Source organism: Sediminibacterium sp. C3, from assembly GCF_000508085.1.
Classification (GTDB): Bacteria; Bacteroidota; Bacteroidia; order Chitinophagales; family Chitinophagaceae; genus Sediminibacterium.
Window position 1 is genome coordinate 1778988 of record NZ_KI669560.1, and the last position, 24512, is coordinate 1803499.

At 40.4% G+C, this 24512-nt stretch carries 24 protein-coding genes, 2 tRNA genes and 1 other RNA gene; 22 read left to right on the forward strand and 5 right to left on the reverse strand.

All coding sequences use genetic code 11. From position 1 onward, the window contains the following. Window positions 1–2 precede the first annotated feature (2 nt). On the forward strand, window positions 3–635 hold the full coding sequence (locus F777_RS0108270; RefSeq protein ID WP_026751627.1) for a Crp/Fnr family transcriptional regulator: 633 nt from the start codon (window positions 3–5) through the stop codon (window positions 633–635). A gap of 3 nt (window positions 636–638) precedes the next feature. Next, complete coding sequence (locus tag F777_RS0108275; protein ID WP_026751628.1) at window positions 639–1034, forward strand: hypothetical protein; 396 nt, start codon at window positions 639–641, stop codon at window positions 1032–1034. Here F777_RS0108275 and rocD read toward each other — a convergent pair. Next, a complete protein-coding gene (gene rocD, locus F777_RS0108280) occupies window positions 1003–2235 on the reverse strand; it encodes an ornithine--oxo-acid transaminase (RefSeq protein ID WP_051408514.1) in 1233 nt (410 codons plus the stop codon). The genes F777_RS0108275 and rocD overlap by 32 nt on opposite strands. 170 nt (window positions 2236–2405) lie before the next feature. Here rocD and F777_RS0108285 point away from each other — a divergent pair, with 170 nt between their 5' ends. The 5 genes from F777_RS0108285 to F777_RS0108305 all read left to right on the forward strand — a co-directional run bounded on the left by F777_RS0108285 (window position 2406) and on the right by F777_RS0108305 (window position 5114). Next, window positions 2406–3542 carry a serine hydrolase domain-containing protein gene (locus F777_RS0108285; RefSeq protein WP_026751630.1) on the forward strand — a complete coding sequence of 379 codons (1137 nt, stop codon included), beginning with the start codon at window positions 2406–2408 and terminating at the stop codon, window positions 3540–3542. A 34-nt stretch (window positions 3543–3576) separates the two neighbouring features. After that, a complete protein-coding gene (locus F777_RS0108290) occupies window positions 3577–4599 on the forward strand; it encodes a glycosyltransferase family 2 protein (RefSeq protein ID WP_026751631.1) in 1023 nt (340 codons plus the stop codon). A 44-nt stretch (window positions 4600–4643) separates the two neighbouring features. Then, a complete protein-coding gene (locus F777_RS0108295) occupies window positions 4644–4847 on the forward strand; it encodes a hypothetical protein (protein ID WP_026751632.1) in 204 nt (67 codons plus the stop codon). 68 nt (window positions 4848–4915) lie between these two features. Beyond that, window positions 4916–4991 (forward strand) — tRNA-Gly (locus F777_RS0108300). A gap of 37 nt (window positions 4992–5028) precedes the next feature. Then, window positions 5029–5114: transfer RNA gene (locus F777_RS0108305), tRNA-Leu, on the forward strand. A gap of 321 nt (window positions 5115–5435) precedes the next feature. Here the strand turns inward: F777_RS0108305 and purE are convergent. Then, a complete protein-coding gene (gene purE / locus F777_RS0108310; protein ID WP_026751633.1) occupies window positions 5436–5954 on the reverse strand; it encodes a 5-(carboxyamino)imidazole ribonucleotide mutase in 519 nt (172 codons plus the stop codon). Window positions 5955–5964: 10 nt separating this feature from the next. Continuing rightward, a complete protein-coding gene (locus F777_RS0108315) occupies window positions 5965–6687 on the reverse strand; it encodes a pyridoxine 5'-phosphate synthase (RefSeq protein ID WP_026751634.1) in 723 nt (240 codons plus the stop codon). A 64-nt stretch (window positions 6688–6751) separates the two neighbouring features. On the opposite strand from F777_RS0108315, the gene F777_RS0108320 reads away from it, so the two are divergent. The 5 genes from F777_RS0108320 (at window position 6752) to F777_RS0108340 (ending at window position 11934) form a co-directional block, all read left to right on the forward strand. Beyond that, window positions 6752–8590 carry a UbiD family decarboxylase gene (locus F777_RS0108320; RefSeq protein ID WP_026751635.1) on the forward strand — a complete coding sequence of 613 codons (1839 nt, stop codon included), beginning with the start codon at window positions 6752–6754 and terminating at the stop codon, window positions 8588–8590. Between the two features lie 112 nt (window positions 8591–8702). Continuing rightward, on the forward strand, window positions 8703–9581 hold the full coding sequence (locus tag F777_RS0108325; protein WP_026751636.1) for an alpha/beta fold hydrolase: 879 nt from the start codon (window positions 8703–8705) through the stop codon (window positions 9579–9581). Beyond that, window positions 9571–10062: an RNA polymerase sigma factor gene (locus tag F777_RS0108330; protein WP_026751637.1), complete on the forward strand. Its 492-nt coding sequence runs from the start codon at window positions 9571–9573 to the stop codon at window positions 10060–10062. The genes F777_RS0108325 and F777_RS0108330 overlap by 11 nt, the downstream gene beginning before the upstream one ends. A gap of 1 nt (window position 10063) precedes the next feature. Beyond that, window positions 10064–10672 carry a hypothetical protein gene (locus tag F777_RS0108335; protein WP_026751638.1) on the forward strand — a complete coding sequence of 203 codons (609 nt, stop codon included), beginning with the start codon at window positions 10064–10066 and terminating at the stop codon, window positions 10670–10672. Window positions 10673–10728: 56 nt separating this feature from the next. Continuing rightward, complete coding sequence (locus F777_RS0108340; protein ID WP_026751639.1) at window positions 10729–11934, forward strand: anhydro-N-acetylmuramic acid kinase; 1206 nt, start codon at window positions 10729–10731, stop codon at window positions 11932–11934. A gap of 68 nt (window positions 11935–12002) precedes the next feature. Here F777_RS0108340 and F777_RS0108345 read toward each other — a convergent pair whose 3' ends face one another. Next, entirely contained in the window at window positions 12003–12440 is a 438-nt protein-coding gene (locus tag F777_RS0108345) for a hypothetical protein (protein WP_026751640.1), read from the reverse strand. A gap of 362 nt (window positions 12441–12802) precedes the next feature. Between F777_RS0108345 and rpmB the strand changes: the two genes are divergently transcribed. The 5 genes from rpmB (at window position 12803) to F777_RS0108370 (ending at window position 14881) form a co-directional block, all read left to right on the forward strand. Next, entirely contained in the window at window positions 12803–13039 is a 237-nt protein-coding gene (rpmB, locus tag F777_RS0108350) for a 50S ribosomal protein L28 (protein WP_026751641.1), read from the forward strand. A gap of 25 nt (window positions 13040–13064) precedes the next feature. Next, window positions 13065–13247, forward strand: a complete 183-nt coding sequence (gene rpmG, locus F777_RS16205) for a 50S ribosomal protein L33 (RefSeq protein ID WP_026763708.1) — start codon at window positions 13065–13067, stop codon at window positions 13245–13247. A gap of 2 nt (window positions 13248–13249) precedes the next feature. Continuing rightward, entirely contained in the window at window positions 13250–13423 is a 174-nt protein-coding gene (locus F777_RS17615) for a DUF4295 domain-containing protein (protein WP_071790317.1), read from the forward strand. Window positions 13424–13501: 78 nt separating this feature from the next. Continuing rightward, window positions 13502–14464, forward strand: coding sequence for a signal recognition particle-docking protein FtsY (gene ftsY, locus F777_RS0108365; protein WP_026751642.1), 963 nt, complete (start codon window positions 13502–13504; stop codon window positions 14462–14464). Window positions 14465–14470: 6 nt separating this feature from the next. Continuing rightward, a complete protein-coding gene (locus tag F777_RS0108370) occupies window positions 14471–14881 on the forward strand; it encodes a hypothetical protein (protein ID WP_026751643.1) in 411 nt (136 codons plus the stop codon). 15 nt (window positions 14882–14896) lie between these two features. On the opposite strand, the gene F777_RS0108375 is transcribed toward F777_RS0108370, so the two are convergent. Next, window positions 14897–15379 (reverse strand): hypothetical protein, encoded by a 483-nt coding sequence (locus F777_RS0108375; protein WP_026751644.1) that lies wholly within the window; start codon window positions 15377–15379, stop codon window positions 14897–14899. A 102-nt stretch (window positions 15380–15481) separates the two neighbouring features. Here F777_RS0108375 and F777_RS0108380 point away from each other — a divergent pair, with 102 nt between their 5' ends. The 5 genes from F777_RS0108380 (at window position 15482) to F777_RS0108395 (ending at window position 24507) form a co-directional block, all read left to right on the forward strand. Next, window positions 15482–16447: a polyprenyl synthetase family protein gene (locus F777_RS0108380; RefSeq protein WP_026751645.1), complete on the forward strand. Its 966-nt coding sequence runs from the start codon at window positions 15482–15484 to the stop codon at window positions 16445–16447. Window positions 16448–16478: 31 nt separating this feature from the next. Then, window positions 16479–18173 (forward strand): amino acid permease, encoded by a 1695-nt coding sequence (locus F777_RS0108385; RefSeq protein ID WP_026751646.1) that lies wholly within the window; start codon window positions 16479–16481, stop codon window positions 18171–18173. Then, the gene (locus F777_RS0108390) at window positions 18173–19201 is read left to right on the forward strand and encodes a Smr/MutS family protein (RefSeq protein WP_026751647.1); all 1029 of its coding nucleotides are present in this window, start codon (window positions 18173–18175) and stop codon (window positions 19199–19201) included. Before F777_RS0108385 ends, F777_RS0108390 begins: the two co-directional genes overlap by 1 nt. 114 nt (window positions 19202–19315) lie before the next feature. Next, window positions 19316–19680, forward strand: an RNA gene (rnpB, locus tag F777_RS17505) — RNase P RNA component class A. Between the two features lie 72 nt (window positions 19681–19752). Further along, window positions 19753–24507: a T9SS type A sorting domain-containing protein gene (locus F777_RS0108395; protein WP_161631500.1), complete on the forward strand. Its 4755-nt coding sequence runs from the start codon at window positions 19753–19755 to the stop codon at window positions 24505–24507. The last annotated feature ends 5 nt before the right edge of the window (window positions 24508–24512 follow it).

Genomic DNA, 24512 nt, shown 5'->3' on the forward strand with positions numbered 1-24512 from the left:
GCATGGCAAAAACCGTTACGCCTTTTGATGCAATATTTGAACCTGCGCTGGTAACCGAAATGTACCAGTTCGGTGAAGTAAGACAATTTAGCGAAGGAGACCTTATCATGGATTACGGAAAATACATCCGTTATATGCCATTGATTTTAAAGGGTACTATCAAGGTTCTTCGGAAAGACGAAAACGGAAAAGAACTTTTACTGTATTATCTATCCAACAACGAAAGCTGTTCTATGGCTTACAGCTGCTGTGTGGAAGCCAAGAAAAGTGAAGTAAAAGCTATTGCAGAAGAAGACGTTGAATTACTGGCTATTCCGCACGTAAAACTGGAAGAGTGGCTTTGTAAGTTTCCCAGCTGGAAGAATTATATTATGCGGAGTTTTAACGACCGTTTCCTGGAACTCTTAAAAAATATTGAATCCATTGCTTTTCACAAATTAGATGAAAGGTTGATTGCATATTTAAGAGAAAAAAAACAAATTACAGGATCCAGTGTTATCAAAGCTTCCCATTATTTAATTGCAGATGAGTTGGCTACTTCCAGAGTTGTAATTTCGCGTTTGTTAAAGCAATTGGAAAATGATGGGAGAATTTTGTTATACAGAAATGAAATAAAACTTTTAAAAGATTTTTAATACATGAAGCATTCTCAAACCATTGGATTTTTTGCAGTATTATTAACTATACTGGTTTGTTTCATGCCTTGGGTGGTAATTGAAAGCAGGGATATTACCATTAGTGGATTTAAAGCAGCGGGAACCAAATTCGGAAGACCCGGAATGTTCCTGGTTTATATGGGGTCAATTGCAGCAGTTTTATTTCTTATTCCCAAGATCTGGGCAAAACGTATCAATGTATTCCTGACGGCTATGTTCTTTGCATGGGCTGTAAGAAACTATATAATCCTAACTACCTGTGATGGGGGTGAATGCCCGAAAAAGCAAGTAGGTTTGTTTTTGTTACTTGCTTTTTCGGCCACTACAATGATTATGTCATTCCTGCCTAAGATAGCGCTGCCAAAGCAGAGCCAATAAGTGCAACAGATTCATTAATCTGTGCTTCATTAATAATAAGCGGAGGTGCAAATCTTATTTTGTCTCCGTGTGTTGGCTTGGCCAGTAATCCTCTTTCTTTTAGTAAAAGACAAAGTTCCCATGCTGCGTCAGGGTTGGGATGATTGATTACAATGGCATTCAGTAATCCCTTCCCTCTGATGGTTTTGATATAGGGGGATTGCAACTGTTCTAATTTTGCACGTAACAACTGACCCATTCTTTCCGCATTATCGGCAAGGTTTTCCTCTTTTAAAACATCAAGCGCAGCCATAGCTACTGCGCAGGCCAATGGGTTTCCACCATAGGTAGATCCATGTTCACCTGGTTTTATATTCATCATGATAAAGTCATCTGCTAAAACCGCTGATACCGGTACGGTGCCGCCACTTAGGGCTTTACCTAAAATGAGAATATCTGGTCTTACATTTTCATGATCACAGGCCAGCATTTTACCCGTTCTGGCTAATCCCGTCTGGATTTCGTCTGCAATAAATAGCACATTGTATTGGGTGCAAAGCGCTCTCACTTTTGTTAAATAGCCTTCGTCAGGAATCACAACACCTGCTTCGCCTTGTATGGGTTCTACCATAAAGGCTGCAACGTTCGGATCCTGTAATGCTTTTTCCAATGCTTCGGTGTTGTTGTATGGGACCAGTTCAAAGCCCGGCATGAAAGGGCCAAACTGATGGTAACTACTTGGGTCCGTGGAGGAAGAAATGGCCGCTAGTGTCCTTCCCCAGAAATTACCTTCTGCAAAAATGATTTTTGCCTTATTCTCTGGAACCCCTTTTTTAGCATAAGCCCATCTTCTGGCCAGTTTAATTGCAGTTTCGCCGCCTTCTACTCCCGTATTCATGGGTAGAACTTTATCGTAATTAAAATACCCGGTAATGTATTGTTCGTATTGTCCCAGTAAATTATTATGAAAAGCCCTGGAGGTTAAAGTAAGTTGCTGTGCCTGTTGGGTTAATGCCTGAATAATTTTTGGATGACAATGCCCCTGATTCACCGCAGAATAGCCGCTCAGGAAATCAACATATTTTTTGCCTTCCACATCCCAGAGATAAATGCCTTCCCCTTTTTCAAGTACAACGGGAATCGGATGATAGTTATGTGCACCAAATTTTTCTTCTAATTGTAAATACGCTGCTGTAACAGGCGACAAGTTCGCTGTTTCCATTTTATCAGATTTTGCATGTAAAAATGCCGGCTTAGCCGGATTAAAGTGAAAATGAATATGTAGAACTATCTACCCGAAGGATGATGCAGAAAATCTAAATTAAAATGGAGGAAGTGCATAAATAACATAGCTGCAAGATAATTAATTATATTCATTCAAAATTTTACGGCATGAGATTACTCAAATGGATATTTTTCGTACTAGTGATTATTGTGGGTGTTTTTTCTGCGTATGCCATATTGGGCAATAAATACTATCTGTTTAAAGCAGCTTACCATAATTTTTCTGGTATTGATGATTATAAAATTTTCAGTAATGATAAAGTAGAGAGTGCATCTGTTGATAAGCCCTGGCCCTACAGGACTGATTTTAATAAGATAGTATACCCCGATAGCCTGAATGCCCTGCTTGAAGAATTGAAAACCGTTGGGGTCTTATTAATTAGAAACGACTCCCTGCAATTTGAAAAATACTGGGATGGATATAGTGACAGTTCTTTATCGGGTTCTTTTTCGGTAGCAAAAAGCATAACCAGCCTATTAATAGGAGCTGCCATTAAAGATGGAAAAATAAAGACGGTTGATCAGCCTGTGGGGGATTTTATTCCTGAATTTTCTGAGGGGGAGAAAGCGGCTGTTACTATTAAAGACCTGTTGACGATGAGCAGTGGAACGGACTGGAACGAGAGTTACTGGAATCCATTCAGTGTTACCGCTGAAGCCTATTATGGAAACGATTTACAGAAGACGGCCACACAGGTAAAAATGAAAAATAAACCCGGCGCCATTCACTATTATAAAAGCGGGGACACCCAATTGCTGGGGTTGATTCTGGAAAAAGCAACAGGGAAAAAACTCAATGAATACGCTGCAGAAAAATTGTGGCAACCCCTTGGTGCTACACACGATGCCTTATGGAGTACCGATCATGAAAATGGAAATACAAAAGCTTACTGCTGCTTTAACAGCAATGCAAGGGATTTTGCCCGCATTGGTAAGTTTATGCTGGATTCCGGCAAAATCAATGGGCTGCCTGTAATAGACAGTTTGTTTTGGAAACAATCCATTACACCTTGTAATATTACAGATACAAAGGGGGAGAAGTGTAATTATTATGGATATCAGTGGTGGATTGACCCGCAACATCCCGAAATTTTTTATGCCCGCGGAATCCTGGGTCAGTACATTATTATGATCCCTTCCAAACAAACTATCATTGTAAGGCTGGCTCATAAAGCTTCCAAAGAAAGGGTTCAGACTGTTCCAAGAGAAGTAAGGGCTTTAATTAACTGGGGGCTGAGTTTATAATACATTTGATTGTACTTTCGCCAAAACTAAGATTTTGAGTCCCTCTGTTGCAGTAGTCATTTTAAATTACAATGGTAAAAAACACCTGGAGCAATTTTTGCCCTCGGTGATGGCAACCAATTATTTAAATCTGCAGATTATTGTGGCGGATAATGGGTCTACAGATGATTCCATTGAATTTGTACAGCGAAACTTTCCCCATATTAAAATTCTGGACCACCATCTTAATGAAGGGTTTGCAGGTGGCTACAACTGGGCACTGAAAAGGGTAGAAGCCGATTATTATGTATTGCTGAACTCTGATGTAGAAGTAACCAATGATTGGGTAACACCTGTGATAGAGTTGATGGAGAAAGATAAGAATATTGCAGCTGCCCAACCCAAAATGCTGTCTTTTAAAGACCCTGACTCATTTGAATATGCGGGTGCCGCAGGAGGATGGATTGACAAATTAGGCTATCCATTTTCAAGAGGAAGGATATTTGATATTTGTGAAACGGATGAGGGACAGTACAATCAGTCTGAACCCATTTTCTGGGCATCCGGTGCGGCCATGTTTGTACGAGCCAGTGTTTTTCATGAAATGAAAGGATTTGATCCTTATTTTTTTGCCCATCAGGAGGAAATTGATTTGTGCTGGCGAATGCAGCTGGCTGGATATACCATTATGGCTTGTCCGGATTCAGCAGTGTACCATGTTGGCGGAGGTACTTTACCTAGGGGGGGGAGAAAGGTTTTTTTGAATTTCCGAAATAACCTGATCATGCTGGCGAAGAATCTTCCATTCGGGGAATTGATTTGGAAATTGCCAATGCGGTTTTTTCTGGATGCGGTTTCTGCCTGGAAGGGATTGTTAACCGGAGACATTTATTTTTTCACAGCCATAATGAAAGCGCATTTTGCCTTTGGCAGGTGGTTTTTGTGCAGATATGCCGGAATTAATAAAGTAACCAAACCTATGCATACCCTAAATGGAGTTTACACGGGATCAGTGGTCTGGAATTATTTTGTAGAGAATAAAAAACGTTTTCTGGAAATTATATCCACAAGGAGATGATAATTTTGGTTTCATACCTTATTTTTGCACCGTAATTATTAACTATGTCACAGGAAATATTAGAACACAAGGCAAAAGACATCAAGACAAACTGGGTGAATTCTTCCAGATTCTTGTTTTATCTACAGGTATTTTGCATTTTAGCTTTTGTATTGGGTGGATGTTACCGTATGTACAACCAGCGCTATAAAGGAAAGCCGAAGGTTGAAGTTCAAAGTAGTTCTAAATACAAACCCGAATATAAATAATCGAAAAAAAATTTTGTTATGAACTAGAGATTGCTATTTTTGCACTCCCAATTTAGTTCTTACAAAACGCGGAAGTAGCTCATTTGGTAGAGCACGACCTTGCCAAGGTCGGGGTGGCCGGTTCGAGCCCGGTCTTCCGCTCCAAGAAATCCCGCTCACAGTTGCGGGATTTTTTATGGCAGCCCCGGTGGTGGAATTGGTAGACACGCAGGACTTAAAATCCTGTTCGCCGCAACGCGAGTAACGGTTCAACTCCGTTCCGGGGCACAAAGCCTCTCTGAGAATTCAGAGAGGCTTTTTTATTTGTGAACGACGAAAGCTTGCTTTCGGAAGTGAGCAAATAAAAAAGCCTTCAACGCCGAAGGCGGTGAAGAGGCTTTGGGTAAGACCCACTCTTCGGTAATCAGCGAGCGAAGCGAGCTAATCCGTTCCGGTAATTTTACAATAAAACTTTTCTGTAAAAATTTGAAGGCAAACTTGTTTGCCTAAGTGAGCAAATAAAAAAGCCTTCAACGCCGAAGGCGGTGAAGAGGCTTTGGGTAAGACCCACTCTTCGGTAATCAGCGAGCGAAGCGAGCTAATCCGAATTTACATATCAAACTGATTCGGCCACTTTGCCTTCATGCCAGCTGCTTTTTCTTCCACAGCATGTTTCATATCAGTTTTATAATGCGCCATTTTTTCTGCAATGTTCGCATCAAAAGCACCGATGATTTGTGCAGCCAGCAAGCCTGCATTTTTAGCAGCGTTCAATGCTACGGTTGCAACAGGAACACCATTTGGCATTTGTAAAATGGATAAAACTGAATCCCATCCATCAATGGAGTTGGAAGATTTAATAGGTACACCAATTACAGGTAAAATTGTAACTGAAGCAACCATGCCTGGTAAGTGTGCAGCACCACCGGCACCTGCAATAATTACTTTCAATCCTCTTTTTGCAGCAGATGATGCATAGTTCATCATTCTTTGCGGGGTTCTGTGTGCAGACACTACGGTTAATTCATACGTAATGCCCATTTCCTGTAACACTTGTGCGGCAGCTTCCATTACGGACAAATCGCTGTCGCTTCCCATTATAATTCCTACCTGAGGTTGATTGTTCATGTTATAGTAATTAATGCGTTAATTGTCTTTTATAAATCTGAACGGTATTCTCCAGTCCTAAATAAATGGCATCGCATATGAGTGCATGCCCAATGCTCACTTCATCTAACCAGGGAATTTCTTTGCTGAAATAGCCCAGGTTAAATCTGTCTAAATCGTGTCCTGCATTCAGTCCCAGGCCTAAACGTCTGGCGGTTTCTGCTGCTGCAACAAAAGGTGCAATCGCAGCTTCTTTATTTCCGGCAGCAAATCCAACTGCAAAAGATTCTGTGTACAATTCTATTCTATCTGTGCCAGTAGTTGCTGCTGCTTCCACCATTTCTACCACAGGATCCACAAAAATGGAAACCCGTATACCTGCTGATTTAAAAACCCCAATAATAGATTGTAAATAAGATTGGTGTTCAATGGTATTCCAACCGTGATTACTCGTTAGCTGTCCCAGTGCATCGGGAACCAGGGTTACCTGAGCGGGCTTGGTGGCAAGCACCAGGTCTACAAACTTTTGTTCGGTTGGATTCCCCTCAATATTAAATTCGGTTTTCAGTACTTTTTTTAATTCATACACATCTGCATAACGGATATGTCTTTCGTCTGGTCTTGGGTGAACCGTAATGCCATCCGCGCCAAACTGTTCTATATCCATGGCTGACTGAATTAGGTTGGGGTTATTGCCTCCTCTGCTGTTTCTTAGTGTTGCCAGCTTATTGATATTTACACTCAGCTTAGTCATGAAGCAAAATTACTTTAAACTATTCGCATATCAACCTTTTAGGCTTTAGCTTTGTTGATAGCATATGAATTATTCATCTTTAGAAGCCTGTTTAATTGACCTGGAGAAAAATGGTCACCTAGTTCGCGTAAAGGAAGAAGTGGACCCTTATTTGGAAATGGCAGCCATTCACCTTAGGGTATACGAAGCCAAGGGCCCGGCTATATTATTCGAAAATGTAAAAGGTTCCCGGTTCAGAGCAGCTTCTAATATTTTCGGTACCCTGGATCGTTCCAAGTTTATTTTTCGGAACACGATAGAAAGTGTACAAAAATTAATAGAGTTAAAAAACGATCCAATTAAAGCACTTAAATCACCCCTTCAAAATGCATCGGCTGGTCTTGCGGCTCTCAAAGCATTGCCCTTAAAGAATCCCTGGACCAAGCCCGTGATGTACGAAGAAATCAAGATCAGTGATCTTCCTTTAATTCATCACTGGCCCATGGATGGGGGGGCATTTGTTACCTTACCTCAGGTATATACAGAAGATATTGATCAGCCTGGAATCATGAAAGCCAATCTGGGTATGTATCGTATTCAATTGACAGGCAATAATTATGCAAAAGACAAGGAAATAGGGTTGCATTACCAGTTGCACAGAGGCATTGGTGTTCACCAAACCAAAGCCAATGCAAAAGGAGAGCCCCTGAAAGTAAGTTGTTTTGTAGGAGGTCCTCCTTCTCACACTTTATCTGCAGTGATGCCATTGCCGGAGGGAATCAGTGAAATGACTTTTGCCGGAGTACTCGGCGGCCGCAGATTCCGATATGCCTATGAAGATGGTTTCTGCATCAGTACCGATGCAGATTTTGTAATCACAGGGGAGGTATATCCCGGAGAAAATAAACCGGAAGGACCTTTTGGAGACCATTTAGGCTACTATAGTTTACAGCACGATTTTCCTTTGATGCGTGTTCATAAAGTATATGCTAGAAAAAATGCCATCTGGCCATTCACGGTAGTAGGTCGCCCTCCCCAGGAAGACACCAGCTTTGGCGAACTGATTCATGAAATAACAGGGGCTGCAATCCCGCAGGAAATACCTGGCCTGAAAGAAGTTCATGCGGTGGACGCTGCAGGTGTACACCCGCTATTGCTGGCAGTAGGAAGTGAAAGGTATACACCCTATACACCTACCAAACAACCAGCAGAGCTGCTTACCATTGCCAACCATGTGTTGGGTACTGGTCAGCTTAGTTTAGCCAAGTTCTTATACATTGCGGCAGATGATACCAATCAATTAAGTACACATCCTGTTCAGCCTTTCCTGCACTATGTTCTGGAAAGACTCAACCTGCAGAGAGATGTACATTTTTATACCAATACTACCATTGATACCCTGGATTATTCCGGTACGGGATTGAATTCAGGAAGTAAAGTTGTTTTTGCAGCCTATGGCGAACCCATTAGAAAGCTGGCAACTGAAATTCCATCTGTACTGAATGAATTAACGCATTTTGAAAATCCCCAACTGGTGATGCCAGGGGTAATAGCCATCAAAACCAAGGCTTTTACCAATTATCAAACTGTAAAAGAAGAAATAAAAATGCTGAACTATCAACTGCATGATTCTGTGGATCAGCTAAAGGGCATTGCAAAGATAGTGGTTTGTGATGATGCTGATTTTGTAGCAGCCAATATGCGCAATTATCTGTGGGTTACTTATACCCGTTGCAATCCTTCACACGATATTCATGGTATTAAAGAAAGTGTCATCAACAAGCATTGGGGTTGTGAAGGACCATTGGTTATAGATGCCCGAATAAAACCTCATCATGCGCCCCCGGTAGAAAAAGACCCGGCAGTAGAAAAACGGTTAGATCGTTTATTCGCCAAAGGTGGAAGCTTGCAGCATATTGCGTAAAGGGATACGCAAAAAATTCTTTTGGATTGTTGTAAGATTTTAAATTAAGAAGCATCTATACATAGTAGGTGACTTGATTTTTAAATTATACTGATATAACAATTCCTTTATTATGAAGAAACTTGCCCTTTTTATTTTTGCGTTTTTTATTTCCAGATATGCCATATCCCAGAATGCAGTAAGATTTACTCAGGTTAGTACAAAGGGGGATCCCATTATTTTTCTGCCACATATTGGCTGTTCTTCTGAAATGTGGAAAGAAATTGCTGCTCATTTTCAAAAAACAAACGCAGTTTATCTCGCTGATTTTGCAGGATTTAATGGGGAAACTCCCATAAAGGCTGATTTTACAGAAAACTATGTGAATGCTATCCGCCAATTCATTAAAAAGAATAATTTGAAGCATATTGTGCTGGTTGGTCAGAATTACGGGGGATTTGTAGCGGTAAAAACAGCTTCAGATAAGTCCTTGAAATTCAAAGCAATTATTGCTTCCGATTTTTATCCAAATTTAAGTATGGTATTGAGCCCGAATATCACAAGTGAGCAGCTTGAACAGATGAAAGCCGGTATCAGAAAAGGTACGTTGGAAATGGAAGCTGAAGCTTTTGCAGCTACCCAAAAGCAAACTGCAGAAATGATGAACTTTACTAAAAAAGAAGATGTAGCCCGTTTTGTTCAATGGCAGGCAAAATCTGATCGCAATACGCTTGCAGAAACTTTGTGCGAACAGTTTGGCACGGATTTACGACCCGTTTTGAAAGACAATAAAATTCCGATGTTGGTATTTACTACCTGGTTCTTCGCCAAAACGTACAAAAACATGCCAATCTCAGAGGCAGATAAAAAATTGAAAGAAATGTATGGTGAAACCCCCAACCTAACTCACGCAATAACCGAAGATGCCCGGGATTTCATGGCAAACGACCAGCCTGAATGGTTCATTACTGAGCTAGATAAATTCTTAAAAAACTTGAAGGTTGGAAAATAAGCAGACGATTTTTGACGAACTTTTTATCAGGTACAGGGACTGGATTTATCGTCTTTGCTACAGTTATACCAATAGCGAAACGGAGGCAGAAGACCTAGTGCAAGAATGTTTTTCAAAAGTCTGGCTGAACCTTTCCGATTTTCAGCATCGTTCTGATTATAGTACATGGATTTATCGGATAGCTACTAATACCTGTTTAATGCAAATTCGCAGGGAGAAAAACAATCCGGTTGATTACCGTGAACAGTTGCAGGATAAGGCATTGGAAGAGTACAATAATGACAAGGAAAAACAATCTGAAAATCTTTACAGAGCCATTCGTAAGCTCAATGAAATGGACAGACTGATTGTCTCAATGGTTCTGGAAGGAATTCCGCAAAAACAGATTGGAGAGGTGTTGGGCATTACTGAAAACAATGTTAATGTGAAAGTACATCGTATTAAAAGTCAATTGAAAGAAATGCTATTAAATAATCAATAATATGGATAAGGAATTTGAAGAACTGAAAGGGTTGTTTCAGCAAAAGAAAGCTTCTGTGACTTTATCCACGGAAGGGATTGAAAAAAAGGCAAAACATGATTTATCAAAGCTTAGGCAGAACCATATTGCCAATATTATAATGCTTCTTTCCACTGCTATTGTTTTGATTGTTATTGATAAGATTAATTCAGAAAAAATAGAAACTTCATCCTGGGGACTTTTCATACTTCTGACCTGTTCACTTTATTATGCACTCAGTAAATCCTACCTTTTATACAGGTTAAATGCCATTAAACCAACCCATAGTGTATTGCATACCATTGAACAGCTAGAACGATATAAAAGACTGAATACATTCATGCATACATATGGTGAAATGATGTACACATTGGTGCTATGTATTGGTATTTATCTATACATAAATCCTGTGATGGATATTTTTTTACTGAATAATAGGGAAGAAGCCATGATATGGCTTTGGGGAATCTGGGGAGCATTGATTGCTTGGCTGTTGTTTTACAATTTTGTAATCAAACGCAGAAGAATGAAAAGCGATATTCAGATTATTGAGAATTACCTAAAGGCCCTAAAGACAAATGAAAGTCTTTAATTTCCTGTTGTATTCAATTTAGGCTATGTGAATCTTTTTTCTTAAAATTACCAATCATGAATCAGTACATAGCCCAGTTAGCCCGAATGGGGGCAGCACAGAAAAGAACAATTATTGGATTAATGAGCGGTACGTCCTTGGATGGTTTGGATATTGCCGTTTGCGATATTACTGGCAGTGGCATGGAAACAGAAGTAGCTGTAAAACATTTCACCACCATTCCTTTTGATGAAACATTCAAATCGGCTATCAGGGAAATTTTTTCTAAAAAGACAATTGATTTTGAATTGCTATGTCTGTTAAATCCCTGGGTGGGTGAGCAGCATGCAGCCATGATATTAAAGGCATTAAAGGGTTGGGGGATTCAACCCGCCGAAATAGACCTGATTGCCAGCCATGGGCAAACGGTTTATCATGCGCCCAAGCTATTACACGGGAAACCTCAGTACGGCAATGCAACGCTACAGATTGGAGACGGAGATCAGATTGCTGTAAAAACCGGGATTATCACGATGAGCGATTTCAGGCAAAAACATATAGCTGCAGGAGGAGAAGGGGCCCCATTGGCGGTTTATGGTGATTATTTCATTTTCAGCAAAAAAGGTGAAGACCGGATTATGCTGAATATTGGTGGAATTGCCAATTATACTTTTTTACCCGGAAGCTTAGATGCTGCCAAAATTTTCAGTACCGATACCGGTCCGGGAAATACATTAATGGATCAGTATGTTCAAAAGCATTTTAATTGTGCATACGATAAAGATGCAGCCATTGCCAAACAGGGAAAAGTAAATGAAGATTTGCTAAATGTGTTATTGTCTGACTCTTTCTTTGCAGAACCCTTCCCTAAAACTACTGGCCCCGAACTTTTTAATCTGGCTTATCTGGAAAAAGCCATTCAACGTTCCGGCCAAGATAATATCAGCCATTACGATATCATGGCAACCTTAAATAGGTTAACGGCTTCCACCATAGTTACGGCTATCGAACGTGGTCAGGAAATGATTGGAAATAAAGAAATTGTTGTGTACAGCAGCGGTGGAGGGATGCACAATCCGATGATCATGGATTTTATAAAAGCAGCATTGCCGGATGCACATTTTTATACTACCGATGCCCTGGAGATTAATCCAGATGCAAAGGAAGCAGTACTTTTTGCGGTTCTTGCCAATGAAAATGTTGCCGGAGGCTCTGTATCCATCGGAGGGGGGAATGCAGGAATCCCTTCCGTAACCATGGGGAAAATCAGCTTTCCTAAATAAAAAAGCTGCCCCATTTGGAGCAGCTTCCATCAACCTATAACTAATAGAGAGCCATGAAGCAGTGATAACTATTTTCTGCTGTTTGAGAATATGCTCACTTCGCCATATTCAGAAATTGCCAGTACCAGGTATTCTTTTTCGGTAGTCATAGACACATAGTAACTGATTTCATTGTATTCGTTGGTAAATGCAATGCACTCCTGTAAAGCATATTCGGGGAAAGTGTACTTGCTGGTTATGGTTTTCAAGGCATTTTTAGGCAATTTGTCAAAATCCTGGTAACGGGTTGTTCCAATTAAATCCCCCTCTGTATTATAGAATACTTCTACTTTTTGTTCTTCTACCTGCACACTGGCTTTTTCGAATTTGGCAGCGGATTTCCACTGTACGCTGTTTACTTTCCCTAACAGGCTCTTAAGGTTCCCCTTGTCTGAGTCCTGGGTAATTGGGTTGGCAAAACTGCTGGTGCTTACTAAAATGGCGGCTGCAATAAGAATCTTTTTCATGTTTTTATTTTTGTTTGTTTTTTAAGATTAACAAGTCAAAACTACTAGCTTGCATATATCAGACGAAGGGGATTGTGATAGGTTACATGACCCTATAGGTCTATTAGATGAATGGTAGGAGTGGCGGTAAACAGAAATAGGATATATTTGCTGAAACTTAATTCGGACGTGGGATTGCAAAGTTTTGTTTAGAAAAAGTTAAGGGCTGATTTCCTGTGATGAAAATTGTTAAAGTGTTTTTCACACTTGATAAATGGAGGCTTTTTTTAAAAAAAATGGAAAAAATACTTTGTTAGGTTTGTTAATTTGGTGATTTTTCCTACCTTTGCCGTCCGAAAAAATCGGAAAAAAACATTAGAGTCATGGCAAGAGTATGTCAGATAACCGGTAAAAAGCCAATAGTTGGTAACAGTGTTTCTCACTCAAACATCAAAACCAAGCGTCGTTTCTTACCTAATTTGCAAAAGAAGCGCTTCTTCTTTGCTGAAGAAGATCGTTGGGTAACGTTAAAAGTGTCTACAGACGCTTTAAGAACCATTAATAAAAATGGTTTAAGTACAGTAATTAAAGAAATGAGAGCCAACGGCGCTAAAATCTAACTAAACACAGTAAACTACCTATAAAATGGCAAAGAAAGGTAACAGGGTTCAAGTAATACTAGAGTGCACTGAGCACAAGACCAGCGGTCAGCCAGGTACTAGTCGCTATATTACTACCAAGAACAAGAAGAATACGCCTGAGCGTATTGAATTGAAGAAATTCAACCCAATTTTGAAAAAAGTAACCGTTCATAAAGAAATCAAATAATCATGGCTAAAGTAGCTTCCAAAAACGCGAAAGTAAAAGACTTAAAAGCAGCAGCTGAAGCAAAGAACTGGACTAAAGTTATTAAGGCCGTTCGTAGCCCTAAAACTGGTGCTTACACTTTCAAAGAGCAAATTATACACAAGGACAAAGTGAACGATTTCATCGCTAACAAGTAGTCTTTCGTTGTCAATAATGTTAAAGCTTCCTTCTTCATCGTCGGAGGCTTTTTTGTATTAAACCAATAAATATCGACCATGGGCTTTTTTGATAAATTATTCGGGAAAAAAGAAAAAGAGAGTCTGGATCAGGGTTTGCAAAAAACCAAGGAAGGATTCCTTTCTAAAATTACCAAAGCCATTGCGGGTAAAACCACGATCGATGATGAGGTGCTGGATAATTTGGAAGAAGCTTTAATTGGAGCGGATGTTGGCGTAGATACTACATTGCAAATTATTCGCAAGATTGAGTTAAGAGTTAAGAATGACAAATATCTCAATACCACTGAGTTAAATACTATACTTCAAGAAGAAATTGCATCTGTTCTAGTGGATGCACCGCTGGATTCCTTACAAGGGTTCCAAATCCCCGAAGGGAAAAAGCCTTATATCATTTTAGTTGTAGGGGTAAACGGAGTTGGGAAAACTACTACCATTGGAAAGCTGGCTTCCCGTTTTAAAGCTGCAGGAAATTCAGTTGTATTGGGTGCCGCAGATACTTTCAGGGCAGCGGCTGTTGATCAATTGACCATCTGGAGCGAAAGAGTGGGGGTGCCCATTATAAAACAGGCAATGGGTTCTGACCCAAGTGCAGTTGCATATGATACAGTGGCCAGTGCCGTAGCAAAAAATGCGGATGTAGTTATTATTGACACTGCTGGTCGGTTGCACAATAAAGCCCATTTGATGGATGAGCTGAATAAAATAAAGAGGGTAATTCAGAAAATTGTACCCGAGGGGCCACATGAAGTTTTATTGGTATTGGATGGCTCAACCGGACAAAATGCCGTTGAACAGGCAAGACATTTTACCGCTACAACCAATGTGAGTGCCCTGGCAATTACCAAGTTGGACGGAACTGCCAAAGGCGGGGTGGTGCTGGCCATTGCCAATCAGTTCAATATTCCCGTTAAATACATCGGTGTGGGTGAGAAAGTGGAAGACCTTCTTATTTTTAATAAAGAAGCTTTTGTTGATACTTTATTTTCTATTCAAAAATAAACTAGTATGAAAAAAATCGTTCTGTTTTCTGCCATTTTATTGGCTGCATCCATTTCCTCCAATGCACAATTGGGAAATGTATTAGACAAGGCAAAAGCTGTGGGAGCTGTTGCTGGATTTGATGTTAACAGTTTATCGAGTGGTATTATGGGTAAATTGGGACCTGCATTGGCACTTACAGGTGCTCAAAAGCCAAAAGTAGCGGAAGCTGTTACTGAATACCTGAAACAAAAAGCGCAATTTATTGACAAGCAAAAAACCAATCCAGCTGAATATACGCAGCGTCAGTCTGGTATTTTTCAAGGTCTGAAATCAAAGTTGACCGGAATATTGTTAAAGAATCAAATGAATAAATTCTTAGGTTTAAAACCTGCTACCAATGATCCGGCCAACGTGCTATCTCAATTATTTTTTTAATTGGGAAGTCAGGATTTAAAAGGTATAGCGGATAGCTAATCCACCCCATCCCCCTTCAAAATAATTATATCCAATAAAGTTAAAGGAGGGCTGCCAGTCAAAACTTAGATTGAGCGGTGCTCCTTTAATCTTATAATCCAGTCCCAATACTCCGTCCACACCAATGGCTATCCCATCGGCTCTGCCTGGATATCTGGATCTCCAATTATCGCTCCAGACCCCAATATGTCCGCCTCCTCCTACATACCATTGAAGTCCTTCAGCACCTGAGATAGGGAAATGGAGTTCATATAATCCTGTTAGTCTCAATCCATCGTTGGAAATATAACCCAGCCCTTCAATTGCTCTGCCCTTTTGCGTGAAATGTTTTACAGAAATGGCGCCTGGATACATTTTTACACCCAGTGCAGTTTGATAAGTGCTACCATTGTTTTGAGCGTGTAGTAAACTTGTTGTAAAGGCCAATGCCATTACCATCATCATTTTTCTCATGTTCATTGTTTAGGGTTATCCTAACAAAATCGTGCCAATCTGCAACCGAATGCTAAAAAAATGTTAAGCTCCTGAATAGTTCCATTATTTTATAATTAGGTTTGTAGCATGTTTTCATTCAAAGATTTATCTGCAGCATTCAGTCAGCGATTCAATCACTCGCGGTTCCCATCAACTCCTTCAACGCTTTATGAGCCTTGTAATTATTTTTTAACTATTGGAGGTAAAAGAATTCGCCCAATTCTGTGTTTAATGGGGAATGAATTGTTTGATGATATTCATGAAGATGCTTATCATCTTGCCGCTGCGGTGGAACTGTTTCACAATTTCACTTTGATTCATGACGATATCATGGACGCTGCAGTCCTGAGAAGAGGAATGGAAACCATCCATACCAAATACAATCAAAGCACTGCCATCTTATCCGGTGATGTAATGATGATTCAATCCTATGAAGAATTGAACAAAATCAATGGCAGTTATTTGCAAAAAATTTTGAAGCTTTTTAATAAGACAGCAAAGGAAGTTTGCGAAGGGCAGCAATATGATATGGATTTTGAAAATCAGGATCAGGTTACCCTGGAAGCTTACATTGAAATGATAACATTGAAAACTTCTGTATTGCTGGCAGCCAGTTTAGAAATGGGGGCCATTATAGGTGGTGCAAGTGAAGGCAATTGTAAACACCTGTATGAATTTGGGAAAAACCTGGGTATTGCATTTCAAATTCAGGACGATTACCTGGATGCATTCGGGGACCCTCAAAAATTTGGAAAAGAAGTGGGGGGCGATATCCGTCAGAATAAAAAAACATTTTTATTGTTGCATACGCTGGATGTTGCACCAGAGGAACAGAAAAGAGAGTTATACAACTTAATGAAGGAACAGACTGCGGATAAGGTACAGAAAGTGCTGGCCATTTATAAAGCCTGTGGGGTGGATGCCTGGGCCAATACTTTAAAAGAGCAATATTTACAAAAAGCGATGGAACATCTTGAAGCCATTGCTGTTGTTTCAACCAGAAAGAAACCGCTCAAGGAATTGGCAGACTTCCTCATTCAGCGTGACGTTTAATTTACTTATCTTCCTACCAAAATCAAGTAGCATGTCTTCTTTGTTTAGAAAGAAATCAATTGATAAGATTACTGCTGAAGCAGCAGCTGGAAACAGTGATGGTCATGGTGGTGGTTTAAAAAAAGTACTAGGTGTTAAAGACCTAACTTTTATGGGTATTGCAGCTGTTATTGGTGCAGGAATTTTTTCAACTATCGGATCTGCAGCCTACAATGGCGGACCTGGGATTGCCTTCCTTTTTGTAATCACAGCCATTACCTGTGGATTCAGTGCATTGTGTTATGCAGAATTTGCCAGTAGAATTCCTATTTCAGGAAGTGCCTATACTTATGCCTATGTTTCTTTTGGAGAATTGGTTGCATGGATTATTGGATGGGCATTGATTCTTGAATATGCCATCGGAAATATTGTAGTAGCGATCAGCTGGAGTGGATATTTCAATAATCTGCTGGAAGGATTTAATATTAGTTTGCCCGGATGGTTGGCTACCAATGCCAGCAATGCGCAACTCGGTTATGAAGAGGCTGTAAAAGCTTTGGCAGCAGGGGAAGCACCGGAAACAATGACCAAGCATGCCAGACTGGGTTATGATGCCATCATGAATGCTCCTATGATTGGTTCCTGGAAAGTAATACTGAATGTGCCTGCATTCTTTATAGTGATGATTATTACCGGACTGGCTTATATAGGAATTAAAGAAAGTAAGAAGAGCACGAACCTGATGGTGATATTCAAACTGGCAGTAATCATTGGTATTATCGTTCTTGGATTTTTCTATGTGGATACGGATAACTGGACTCCTTTTTTACCCAATGGTTTCGGAGGCGTACTGGCTGGTGTTTCAGCTGTATTCTATGCCTATATTGGTTTTGATGCAATATCTACTACTGCGGAAGAATGTAAGAATCCTCAGCGAGATTTACCCAAAGGCATGATTTACTCCTTATTAATCTGCACTGTTTTATATATTCTGGTTGCATTGGTTTTAACAGGCATGGTACATTACAGTGAGTTAAAAGTAGATGATCCACTGGCCTATGTTTTTGACAAGCTGAACATGAATAAAATCGGCTACATTATTTCTATCAGTGCAGTTGTAGCTACAACCAGCGTATTACTGGTTTTCCAGATGGGGCAGCCCAGAATCTGGATGAGTATGAGCAGGGATGGATTGTTGCCTAAAAAATTTGCAGAAGTACATCCCAAATACCAGACACCGGGTTTCTCTACAATCCTTACCGGATTAATTGTGGCAGTTCCTTCTTTGTTTATCAGTAGTGGTTTCATGACTGATTTAACCAGCATCGGCACTTTGTTTGCCTTTGTATTGGTTTGTTTTGGTGTACTGGTATTGCCGAAGCTGAATGAGAATGTTGCCAGAAAGGGGTTTAAGTTACCGTATATCAATGGTAAATATATTATACCGGTATTGGTTCTATTTATGACCTGGTTTTCCAGAACCAGAATCAATGATGCTTTTGTCAATCTTGGTCATGAAGGTTTTCAGGAAGTGTTATTTCTGGTTTTCATGTTGATAGCATTAATCACTGCATTTTTCAGTTTCAAATATTCTTATTCATTTATCCCTGTAGCAGGAGCATTGTGTTGTTTGTACCTGATGATTGAGATTCCCGCCATTAGCTGGTTATGGTTCTTTGGCTGGATGTCACTGGGGTTGATTATTTATTTTTTATACGGTAAAAACAAGAGTAAACTGGCGAGCTGATGAAATACCAAGTTGGGGATGATATTTTAGTGTTGCATAGCAATGAAGAAGGGAAGGTAATTGAAATCATCAACGATAAAATGGTGATGATTGAAGTTAGGGGTGTGAAGTTCCCTGCCTATATGGACCAGATTGATTTCCCGTATTTCAAAAGATTTACAGAGAAAAAGCTGATACCACAGAAAAAACTTGAACCCAAAATTTATGTGGATCAGATAGCAAAGGAAGCGCCCAAACCCAATCAGATTAAAGTGTCAGAAGGAGTCTGGCTTTCTTTTATTCCCAAATTTGCACTCGATGATTTTAATGATGAAGTGGTTGAGTTATTGAAGATTCATTTAGTAAATAAAACCAATGATGGTTTCCGATTTACCTATCAACAATATTTTAATGGGGAAGAACACTTCAGTCTGGTAAATGAAATTCAACCCTTTCACGATTTTTACCTGCACGATATTAAATTTGAAGCGGTAAATGACACCCCTTCCTTTTCTATTGATTTCAGTCTGCTACCAGAACAAAAAGGGAAGGCAGATCATTATGAAGTGCAGTTAAAACTAAAACCAAAGCAGGTATTTCAAAAGATTGAGCAGCTAAAGGAGAAAAATGAGCCAACATTCTCTTATACTTTATTTACACAATATCCCGATAAACAAGCAGAGTCCCTGCCGCTTGACAGCCTTAAGGCAAAGGGATTTAAAGTGTATGATGCCGGGAAAATAAAGGAATACCTTCCTCCTGCAAGGTCAGTCATTGATTTGCATATTGAGAAACTGACAGATGATTACAAGCATTTGAGCAATTTTGAAATCCTCTCTATTCAATTGGCTGAACTGGAAAAATGGGTTGATATAGCCATCAGTCACCGTCAGCAGGAGCTGATTGTGATTCATGGTGTGGGTGTTGGCAAGTTAAGAGAAGAAGTACACGATTACCTGAAAACCAAAAGAGAAGTAAAACATTTTGTAAATCAATACGATCCCCGTTTTGGGTTTGGTGCTACTCAGGTTTTCTTTCATTATAAATAATCTGCAGTCATTGCGGTTAATTTTATACCAAGTATTGGGTATTTTTTCAATGGAGCCCCCCTTAAAATGACCACTAAGACCACATTGGGATAGCATTACGTATCTTCGTAAGTACTATAAACCCGAGCCATCGCCCCGACTTGTCGGGGAGGAAAGTCCGGACAGTAAAGAGCAACCCACCGGTTAAGCGCCGGCTTTCCGAGCAATCGGAAAAGAGAAAGTGCCACAGAAAATAACTACCGTTTTAAACGGAAAAGGTGAAAATGTGAGGTAAGAGCTCACGATAGCGGATGGTAACATAAGCTATGGGTAAACCTTGGGTACTGTAATGCCATGTATAGGATTGTTTGAGAGCTGCTCGTTCTCGCTTTCTTTATTGAAACGCAATCCAGGGTAGGCAGCAAGATCGTAACAGTAATGTTGCGGCCAGATAAATGATGGAGTTGAAACAGAATCCGGCTTATGAGGTTTATAGTGTTTTTTATCTGCACCCTGTCATTACTGTAAAAGTGATGAAACAATTTTTCTGTCCATAACCAGATATGAAGTTGATGAGTAAGACATGTAACTATTGTGTAAAAGGGTTTTTCAGTTTGATGCTGATATTGGCAACCAACTGGTTAGCTGCACAATGTGTATTTGTGAGCATCAGCGGACCCAAATGTGCCGGTGAAGGAACTATTCTGGGGAATTTTAGTCGAAGTCCTTATCAGATAGAATGGATATTAAATGATTCAGTTGTTCAAAAAACGAAAGCTACACTTAGTTCTTCTTCAACAACCGTTGTTTCTGGTTCAGTAGGAGCCAGGGCAAGGGTATCCGGTACTCATGGAATTGCATTGGATAATAATGGAAATATTTATATTTCTGACACCATCAATAACCGGATAGTAGCCTATAGCAGAAATTCACCAGATGGGGTAACCATTGCAGGCGGCAACGGCGGAGGCAATATGCCAAATCAGCTGAATAAACCGGCAGGTTTATTTATCGATGGATTTGGCAACCTCTTTGTTACAGATCAGTACAATAACCGTGTATTGCGTTTTGCTCCCGGATCTAGCAACGGCTTTCTGGTTGCCGGTGGAAATGGAAAAGGATCCGGGCAGAATCAGTTGAGTGATCCGCGTGATGTATTTGTTGATGCACTGGGATTTGTGTATATAGCGGATGCAGGAAACCACAGAATTCAGCGATGGGCACAGGGCGGTTCAACGGGTCTTACCGTAGCAGGAGGATTAGGTCCGGGTGCTGATTCCATGAGATTAAATAGCCCTCAGGGGGTTGCAGTAGATAAGGACTTTAATATTTATGTGGCCGATTCTGCCAATCATCGGGTGCAAAAATTCAAGTTGGGAAATTATGCAGGCAAAACTATAATGGGGCAATTGGGTAAGGGAACGGGTTACGGATATTTGTTTCAGCCTGTTGATATTCTGGTGGATGCCTTTGAGGAAGTGTACGTTCTGGAAGCTGGAAACAATCGTATACACAAATTATACAATAACGGTATTGGAATGATTACCATAGCGGGCAGCGACAATGGAATTTCGGGTTCTGGAGAGAATCAATTCAGTTACCCAACAGGTATGGCATTTGATGCCTCAGGTAATCTATTTGTTTTGGATCAGCAAAACGGCAGGGTGCAACAATACAGTGCTATGCCAATGAGTCCTGAATTCAGACCTTATGAAGGCGGATTATATTTGGCAAAAGTAACATCGTTTAATGGTTGTGTACAACAGTCCAATTTAATAAATGTAAATGCCAGGCCAGCCATAAATGTTATTGGCAGAACTGCTATATGTGCTGGTGATGTAACTGAAATAAAATTAACGGGTAATACTAATTACACCTGGTTTCCTGCAACGGGCGTGAATAAAATTACTGATAGTACTTTTTTGATAAAGCCTGATTCTACTACTTTTTATGGAATCAATTCTGTATCGGATAGTGGATGTGTTTCTTACAGGGCGCTTACCATTAATGTAGGAATCAGGTCTGTACCTGTGGTTACTCCAACGCTTTGTTTATCTCCGGATGCTACGAAAGTAACAACCACTATTCTAGGGGAAAGACCTGCAAGTCTGAATTATTTTAGAGGGAATGGAATAAAAGCGGGAAGCTTTTTTCCGGAATGGAGTAAGTTGGGGACAGTGTTTGCTGGTGGAAATGGCATTGGCAATGCATCAGGGCAGCTGGGATTGCCTTTGGGGGCATTTGTAGACCAGAAAGGAAATGTATATGTGGCCGATGCAGTAAACCATCGTATTCAATTATGGAAACCAGGTGATCTGGTAGGTACAACCATTGTTGGTGGAAATGGAGAGGGAAGTGCCAATGATCAATTGAATTATCCAACCGGTGTTTATGTGGATGCGGCTGGTAATATTTATGTAGCGGATCAGAACAATCACCGGATTCAATATTTTCCAAAAGGATCCAAAACAGGCACTACTGTTGCCGGAGGATTGGGATTGGGTAACAGCACTTATCAGTTGAACTTTCCATCCAGTGTTTTTGTAGACAACTACGGTAATTTATACATAGCAGATGCCGGAAATCACCGGGTACAAAAATGGTCGAATGGTGGGGCAATTGTAAGAACTGTGGCGGGTAACGGCACGCCTGGTAACGATAGTATCCGTTTAAATAATCCTCAGGCAGTTTTCGTGGATCAAAGAAATAATTTATTTGTGGCCGATGCAGAGAATCACCGTATCATGTTTTATGATCAGACTAAATTGGCCGGGGCAGTTGCAGCAGGTAACAGAGGTGCAGGAACATTGCCTTTTCAGCTGAATTTCCCTTCAGGTATTTTTGTAGATGGAAACAGCAATATGTTTATTGCAGATCGGGGAAATAACAGAATTCATCGCTGGGCGCTGTATGATACGATTGGTACTACTGTTGCCGGTTTGGCTAATGGAAGTTCGGGATCTGCTTTAGATCAATTGCAATTGCCAAATGCAGTAGGTTTTGATTTAAGTGGAAATATGTATGTAGCAGATAGCAGAAATTATCGAATACAGAAGTATGGAATTGCTGCTCAGGCGGATACAGTTCTGCAAACAAGACTTTCAGGTGCTTACACTGTTTTATCTGCTTCTTTTTCAGGTTGTGTTACCGGCTCAGGAATTGCTAACGTAGTGGTAGCCCCTGACCTGATTATTAAAAACGATACAACAACCATTTGTGAAGGGGGGCAGTCTAATTTAATTGTTTCTGGGGGTACCAACTACAGATGGTCACCTGCAGCAGGACTAAGTACCACCACAAGAGACACTGTGATTGCCAGACCCTCTGTAACAACCAAATATACAGTGGTGTCATCTATTGGTAATGGTTGTAATTCAACAGCAGAAGTAATTGTGTCGGTTCGTAAAAAACCTGAAATTAGTATTATCAGTCCAACTTGTTTAAGCAATGAACCTATGCGGTTACAGTCAAGTCCTTTTGCCAGAACTGTACTTTGGACTTTAAACAGCGATAGCTTAAGAAGAATAACCACTACTTATGCCAGAACTGCTGAAACGGTTGCAGGAAAACTTACTGGTGGTACTGATTCAACGCAATTGGGAAGACCCAGTTTTGTTTTTGTGGATGAACAGAAAAACATTTTTGTTTGTGATCAGTGGAATCACCGTGTCCAGAAATGGGCACCTGGTGCTAAAGCAGCTATTACTGTTGCAGGAGGCAGGGGGGCTGGTAATCGGTTGAGCCAATTGAATAATCCTGCAGGTATTTTTGTTTCGGCTGATGGACTAATTTATGTGGCAGATACCGATAATGATCGTGTTGTGGTTTGGAGAGAAGGAGATACAACTGGTAGAGTGGTTGCGGGGGGTAATGGTAGAGGGCTAAAAGCCAATCAGCTTTCATATCCTACGGGCGTTTTTGTAGATGCCTATGGCGCTGTGTATGTGGCAGATGCTTTAAACGCAAGGGTTCAGTTATGGGTAAGAGGAAGTATTGCTGGTAAAACTGTTGCAGGAGGTAATTTTGCTGGATCAGCAACCAATCAGTTAAGTGTTCCTTTAGGTGTTTTTGTTGACCAGCGTCAGAATATGTATATAGCAGATTCTCAAAATGACCGGATAGTTCGCTGGAGAATAGGAGAGGTAAGAGGAACTGTTGTAGCAGGAGGAAGAGGAAAGGGGAATGGGGCCAATCAGTTGGTTACTCCGCTAAATGTTTTTGTAGATGCCAATAATCGAATGCTAATAGCAGAGGGGGGTACAGCCAACAGAATCAGAGGATGGCAATTGGGAGCAGATACCGGAATAGTGATTGCTGGAGGAATCAACAATAAAGGCAATAGTTCAGAACAACTGGATGCACCAGGAAACGCTTTCATAGATGTGGATGGGAATTTTTATATATCTGATATGAATAATTTCCGAGTTCAGAAATATGCATCTGCAGATACGAGTTTTGCTATTATTCCCAGGACCAAAGGTCAATACAGGGCAGTGGCTACCAGTTATTTTGGCTGTACCACTCAATCAAATGTATTCGCCTTAGATAGTGGGTATGTTCCCCTTAAACCCACCGTATTCGATATCCAGTATTGTTTAAATGAAACGCCTAGACCTTTAGGTGCTTTAGGAGATAGCTTACTTTGGTACACAACAGCCAATGGTGGGGTGGGTTCTGCAACTGCTCCGATACCTGTTACCAACGCTATCAGAACAACTAATTATTGGGTCTCCAGAGCCAATGTTGCAACCGGATGTCAGAGTGTTCGTCAGAAAGTAACCGTTTCAATCAAACCATTACCTGGCGCGAAACTAACCATATTGGGGAAACAAAATATTTTACCAGGCGACACCACACGTTTGATAGCTGCAGCAGATTCAGGAAAGGTAGTAAGCAAATTACTTTGGTACAGAAATGGCAATTTGTTAAATGCCATCCCAGATACTACTGATAAGTTGTTTGTATTTTATTCTACCATTGGCAGGTATCATGTTGCCATCACTGATACGAATCTATGCACTTCTGTTTCTGACTCAATTGATATCAGGGCAGATTTAACTACTGAACAACAGCTTTATTTTTTCCCGAACCCAGTGCAGCATACTGCTAAAATTATTTTTACGCCTATTTCTAACAATAGCACATTCCTGAAAGTTATTTCTAATTCAGGGATTGTCATGATTAACAGGCGAATTATTACAGGAGGGTCAACTGGTAATTTTGTATATGATCTGGAACTGACGCAACTACCAAAGGGGATCTACAATTTAGAACTGGTAACCGGTGCCGGAAGAATCATTGCAAGAAAACGATTTGTAAAACTCTAGACCTC

Coding starts and splice junctions, on each gene's coding strand:
- F777_RS17615 (WP_071790317.1), top strand. CDS start 13,250: ATGGCTAAAGTAGCTTCCAAAAACGCGAAAGTAAAAGACTTAAAAGCA.
- rocD (WP_051408514.1), bottom strand. CDS start 2,235: ATGGAAACAGCGAACTTGTCGCCTGTTACAGCAGCGTATTTACAATTA.
- rpmG (WP_026763708.1), top strand. CDS start 13,065: ATGGCAAAGAAAGGTAACAGGGTTCAAGTAATACTAGAGTGCACTGAG.
- rpmB (WP_026751641.1), top strand. CDS start 12,803: ATGGCAAGAGTATGTCAGATAACCGGTAAAAAGCCAATAGTTGGTAAC.
- F777_RS0108270 (WP_026751627.1), top strand. CDS start 3: ATGGCAAAAACCGTTACGCCTTTTGATGCAATATTTGAACCTGCGCTG.
- F777_RS0108380 (WP_026751645.1), top strand. CDS start 15,482: ATGTTTTCATTCAAAGATTTATCTGCAGCATTCAGTCAGCGATTCAAT.
- purE (WP_026751633.1), bottom strand. CDS start 5,954: ATGAACAATCAACCTCAGGTAGGAATTATAATGGGAAGCGACAGCGAT.
- F777_RS0108335 (WP_026751638.1), top strand. CDS start 10,064: ATGGATAAGGAATTTGAAGAACTGAAAGGGTTGTTTCAGCAAAAGAAA.
- ftsY (WP_026751642.1), top strand. CDS start 13,502: ATGGGCTTTTTTGATAAATTATTCGGGAAAAAAGAAAAAGAGAGTCTG.
- F777_RS0108315 (WP_026751634.1), bottom strand. CDS start 6,687: ATGACTAAGCTGAGTGTAAATATCAATAAGCTGGCAACACTAAGAAAC.
- F777_RS0108370 (WP_026751643.1), top strand. CDS start 14,471: ATGAAAAAAATCGTTCTGTTTTCTGCCATTTTATTGGCTGCATCCATT.
- F777_RS0108395 (WP_161631500.1), top strand. CDS start 19,753: ATGAGTAAGACATGTAACTATTGTGTAAAAGGGTTTTTCAGTTTGATG.
- F777_RS0108325 (WP_026751636.1), top strand. CDS start 8,703: ATGAAGAAACTTGCCCTTTTTATTTTTGCGTTTTTTATTTCCAGATAT.
- F777_RS0108345 (WP_026751640.1), bottom strand. CDS start 12,440: ATGAAAAAGATTCTTATTGCAGCCGCCATTTTAGTAAGCACCAGCAGT.
- F777_RS0108375 (WP_026751644.1), bottom strand. CDS start 15,379: ATGAACATGAGAAAAATGATGATGGTAATGGCATTGGCCTTTACAACA.
- F777_RS0108275 (WP_026751628.1), top strand. CDS start 639: ATGAAGCATTCTCAAACCATTGGATTTTTTGCAGTATTATTAACTATA.
- F777_RS0108295 (WP_026751632.1), top strand. CDS start 4,644: ATGTCACAGGAAATATTAGAACACAAGGCAAAAGACATCAAGACAAAC.
- F777_RS0108320 (WP_026751635.1), top strand. CDS start 6,752: ATGAATTATTCATCTTTAGAAGCCTGTTTAATTGACCTGGAGAAAAAT.
- F777_RS0108390 (WP_026751647.1), top strand. CDS start 18,173: ATGAAATACCAAGTTGGGGATGATATTTTAGTGTTGCATAGCAATGAA.
- F777_RS0108285 (WP_026751630.1), top strand. CDS start 2,406: ATGAGATTACTCAAATGGATATTTTTCGTACTAGTGATTATTGTGGGT.
- F777_RS0108385 (WP_026751646.1), top strand. CDS start 16,479: ATGTCTTCTTTGTTTAGAAAGAAATCAATTGATAAGATTACTGCTGAA.
- F777_RS0108340 (WP_026751639.1), top strand. CDS start 10,729: ATGAATCAGTACATAGCCCAGTTAGCCCGAATGGGGGCAGCACAGAAA.